This window comes from Parafrankia sp. EUN1f, assembly GCF_000177675.1.
Lineage (GTDB): Bacteria > Actinomycetota > Actinomycetes > Frankiales > Frankiaceae > Parafrankia.
The window spans coordinates 1-4,180 of the sequence record NZ_ADGX01000299.1 but is presented as its reverse complement, the minus strand read 5'-3'; the positions used below and the strand labels follow the sequence as shown (position 1 = coordinate 4,180).

Below are 4,180 nucleotides of genomic sequence, written 5' to 3'. Positions count from 1 at the left end.
GGCGCCCGATCTCGGTCAGCCGCTCCGACAGCTGCACCAGCGTGAGACGCCGCGCCTTCCGCAGCTGCGTCACGCGACGTCGCACTCGTTCGCCGGTAGATCCCACCTCGATCGGCTGCGGCCCCATATCGGCAATCTAACGACCTTGGAGAGCAATGACAGTCGTCGGGATCGCGATGGTGCGCGACGAGGCCGACATCATCGCCGGGTGCCTTCGAGGGCCGCGAGGGCGGTGAGCGTGGCGGTCTGCGTCTCGGATGTGTCCGCTGTGTTCGCGGTGTCCGGCACGGGATCCCCGGTGGACGTCGTGGATGCTGTCGCCGCTGCCGCGGATGTCGTGGGCGCCGCCGATGTCGCGGACGCGCCGATGCCGGGCAGCCCGAGGGCGGCCAGATCGCTGCCATGCTCGGCGTGATGTTCGCGGATCGCGCGCAGTGTCGTGGCGAGCCCGGGATGGCGGCTGATCGCGGCGTCGTAGGCGGTCAGCAACTCGGCTTCCCGCTGGTAGGCCGCCGTGGCGGCCGCGACGTCAGCCGGGTTCGCCGTCGGCGTCGGGGCCACCGGGCCCGAGCTGGTGCAGCCGGCCGAGGCGAGAAGCACCGATGCTCCAGCGCCGACCAGCGGGACGGCGGCCAGGATCGCCCGGCGCGACGGACCGGAACCGGCTGCTGTGGGCACGGCAGGCAGCTTCGCACATGGGCGGGCCGGTGCCGGTCCCGCGGTCGCACCGCCGGGCCGGTCCGGGCGCCGGACCGGCCCGAAATTGGAGAGGCCCGTCGGCAGACGTAGGCTAAGGATCTCGACTGTGTGACGCTCGACGCTTGACCCGGCGGGCGCGCGCACGCGCGGCGACAGCGCGTCGGGGCTGGCGACAGTGCATCTGGGCTGGCGGCAGTGCTATCGGGTCCGCATCGCGTCCGGGCGGTATCCGGGGCTAAGGCGCATCCGAGGGTAATGTGGCTGCTTTTGCGCCGCCGCGGTCGGTCGCCGGTAGAACAGGCCGCGGGCAGAGGCGCCGCGTCGGTGGGGGAAGGGACAGGCTAGGTGGCTAGGGCGGGAAACTCCGGCCGGGCGGAGGTCCGTCGGCCGACGGCGTCGTCCCGGGGCACCGGCAGGGCACAGACCGCCGGCGGGTCGCCGGCCGCGGGCGAGAGCCGGGCGGCGGCGGACGCCATACGCGCCCAGCTGCGCAGTCGGCTCGAGCCAAGGCTGGCCGCGGCGGGTTTCGATCTCGAGGATGTGACCGTCGCGCGGGCGGGTTCGCGCAGTGTCGTCCGAGTCGTCGTCGACCGTGACGAAGGTATCGATCTTGATGCGGTCGCGGATGCGAGCAGGATCGTCTCGGCGACTCTCGACGAGGACGAGCAGGGCTCCGCGGCCGAGCGGGGCGACGCGGCGGGTGCCCGCCCGCTGTCGGGGTCCGGCGCCGGTCCGCTCGGCGGGCCCTACGTCCTCGAGGTGACCTCGCCCGGGGTCGATCGCCCGCTGGTGGAGCCGCGGCACTGGCGTCGTGCGGTCGGCCGGCTGGTGCTCGTCCGCCGCGCTGACGGCAGTGAGGTCGAAGGCAGGGTGCTCTCCGCCGGTGACGATGGTGCCGATCTGGCGATCCCGACCGGCGTCGCGCGCCGTGGCCGCCCGGCGCGCACCCGGCTGGAGCGCGTCGTCTACAGCACCGTCACCCGGGCGACGGTGCAGGTCGAGTTCGGCGCGCCCGCCGGCTCCGAACCGGGCGGTTCGGGTGAGAACGAGGGCGAGGCCGCGACCGGATCGCATGCCGTGGACCTGGAGTCCGAGATCGAGGACGTCGACGACGTCGAGGACCTTGATGACGTCGAGGACCTTGACGACTTCGAGGACTCCGACGACTCCGACGACTCTGACGAGGCTGTCGAGCACCTCGGCGCGGACGGTGCGGATCCCACCGACGAGACAGCGGACACCGACGAGACAGCGGAAGATCACGATGCCGTGGGCGCGGAAGCGGGCCGCGGCGGCCGGAACGGCAAGGAGATGAACCGGTGAAGCTCGACGTCGCTGCGCTGCGGGGAATCGAGCGCGAGAAGGAGATCGCCTTCGACACGCTCGTCGAAGCGATCGAAACCGCGTTGTTGACCGCCTACAAGCACACCACCGGCTCCGCTGACGATGCTCGGGTGGTGATCGACCGGACCAGCGGTGAGGTGGCGGTCTTCGCCCGCGAGAGCGCTCCGGACGGCACCTCGCGCGAGTGGGACGACACGCCCGCGGACTTCGGGCGGATCGCGACGATGACCGCGAAGCAGGTCATCATGCAGCGCCTCCGGGAGGCGCAGCAGGAAGTGACCTACGGCCAGTACGCCGACCGGGAGCATGAGGTCGTCTCCGGTGTGGTCCAGCACCACGAGCAACGCGCGGGCTCCCGGGTGGTGCTGGTCGACCTCGGCACGGTCGAGGGCGTGCTGCCACCGGCTGAGCAGGTGCCCGGTGAGCGGCTGGAGCACGGCGACCGGATCAAGTGCTATGTCGTGCATGTGTCGCGGGGGGCCCACGGCCCGACGGTCACCCTCTCGCGGACCCACCCGGAGCTGGTGAAGGGCCTGTTCCGGCTTGAGGTGCCCGAGGTCGCCGATGGAACGGTCGAGCTCGCGGCGATCGCGCGCGAGGCCGGTCACCGCACCAAGATCGCGGTGCGTTCGAAGGCGCCGGGGGTGAACCCGAAGGGCGCCTGCATCGGGCCGATGGGGAGCCGGGTGCGGGCCGTCATGGCGGAGCTGCACGGCGAGAAGATCGACATTGTCGACTGGTCGGCGGATCCCGCGGCGTTCGTCGGCAGCGCGCTCTCACCGGCGAGGGTCTCGAAGGTCGAGGTCACCGACCTGGCGAATCGTTCCGCCCGGGTTGTCGTGCCCGACTACCAGCTGTCGCTCGCCATCGGCCGGGAAGGGCAGAACGCCCGGCTCGCGGCGCGGCTCACCGGTTGGCGGATCGACATCCACTCCGACACCGAGGGGAACCCGGACCGTGCGGACCAGTCAACCGGGGACGCCCCGCCCCGGCACAACGGATCCGGGACAGGGCCGCGGAGGTCCTCCACGGCGGGAGGCCACTCTCGGGGCGCAACGGGATAGACTTATCATGGCGCGCCGTGCGGAGCCGACTCCTCATGTGTCCCCAGCCCGAACCGCGATCTCCGGTAGCACGATCTCCGGAACCGCGATCCCGGTAGGGCCGGTTCGTACCTGTGTCGGTTGTCGGGCCCGGGTGGCGCGGTCGGACCTGTTGCGTATCGTCGTAGTAGGTGGAGAGCTCCTCCCGGATGTTCGCCACCGAATGCATGGTCGGGGTGCGCACGTGCACCCCGATCCTGGCTGTGTCGATCTCGCGGAGCGCCGCAAGGCGTTCCCGCGGGCGCTGCGGGTTCCCGGGCCGCTCGGGCTGAACCAGGTCAGGGCGTACCTGGAACTGCGCACGCGCAACACAGGCATGTAGAACAGTGGTACGGGCTGCACGCGCCAGCGTGGAGTCCGGTGTGACAGCGGAGCGGTGCCCGTTCCGGAGGTTTCGGTTCGGGTGGCTCGCGCCGGAAGGCGACGCCAGATCGACGTCGACAGGAAGCAGGTCGAGACAGCGATGACCGCGCAGTGAGAACGCAGCCATGATCACGACCAGCAGGTAACGAGGTCACGCGGGCATGGACCGCGGGCCGAACGAAGGAGCACCGTGGCAGGAAAGGCCCGCGTACATGAGCTCGCGAAAGAGCTCGGCGTCGACAGCAAGACCGTGCTCGCCAAACTGAAGGATCTCGGCGAGTTCGTTAAGTCCGCCTCGTCCACCGTCGAGGCACCCGTGGTCCGCAAGCTCAAGGAAGCCTTCCCCGCGGAAGGTTCCGCCTCGCCCGCACGCCCTGGCCCGCGGGCCGGTAACGGTGCCCGGCCGACTCCGCCGCCTCGTCCGGGTCCGATGCCCGGTCGTCCCGGCCCGCGGCCCGGCCCTGCCGGTCGCCCGGCTCCCGGTGCTCCGGGTGCTTCGGGTCGTCCTGGCCCGATGCCCAGCATCACGCGGCCGTCCGCGCCGGCAGCCACGCCGCCGGCAGCGCAGCAGCCTCCGGTGGCCCCGCCGCCGGTGGCCCCGCCGTCCGCGCCTCTTCCCCAGCATCCCCGCCCATCGCGGCGTCGGCGGCCCCGCCGGCAGCGCCAGCCGC

General features: G+C 71.9%; 5 protein-coding genes. 4 read left to right on the top strand and 1 reads right to left on the bottom strand.

Annotation, left to right across the window (positions count from 1 at the left end):
* Positions 1 to 198 precede the first annotated feature (198 nt).
* Complete coding sequence (locus FREUN1FDRAFT_RS40565; RefSeq protein WP_050796199.1) at positions 199 to 678, bottom strand: hypothetical protein; 480 nt, start codon at positions 676 to 678, stop codon at positions 199 to 201.
* Between the two features lie 366 nt (positions 679 to 1,044).
* Between FREUN1FDRAFT_RS40565 and rimP the strand changes: the two genes are divergently transcribed.
* The 4 genes from rimP to FREUN1FDRAFT_RS42655 all read left to right on the top strand — a co-directional run.
* Entirely contained in the window at positions 1,045 to 2,022 is a 978-nt protein-coding gene (gene rimP, locus FREUN1FDRAFT_RS38170) for a ribosome maturation factor RimP (RefSeq protein WP_006545793.1), read from the top strand.
* Positions 2,019 to 3,107: a transcription termination factor NusA gene (nusA, locus tag FREUN1FDRAFT_RS38165; protein ID WP_006545792.1), complete on the top strand. Its 1,089-nt coding sequence runs from the start codon at positions 2,019 to 2,021 to the stop codon at positions 3,105 to 3,107. The genes rimP and nusA overlap by 4 nt, the downstream gene beginning before the upstream one ends.
* A 7-nt stretch (positions 3,108 to 3,114) precedes the next feature.
* Positions 3,115 to 3,468: a YlxR family protein gene (locus FREUN1FDRAFT_RS38160; RefSeq protein WP_083473027.1), complete on the top strand. Its 354-nt coding sequence runs from the start codon at positions 3,115 to 3,117 to the stop codon at positions 3,466 to 3,468.
* A gap of 231 nt (positions 3,469 to 3,699) precedes the next feature.
* The coding region (locus FREUN1FDRAFT_RS42655; RefSeq protein WP_198144586.1) for a translation initiation factor IF-2 N-terminal domain-containing protein at positions 3,700 to 4,180 on the top strand (481 nt) is incomplete at its 3' end.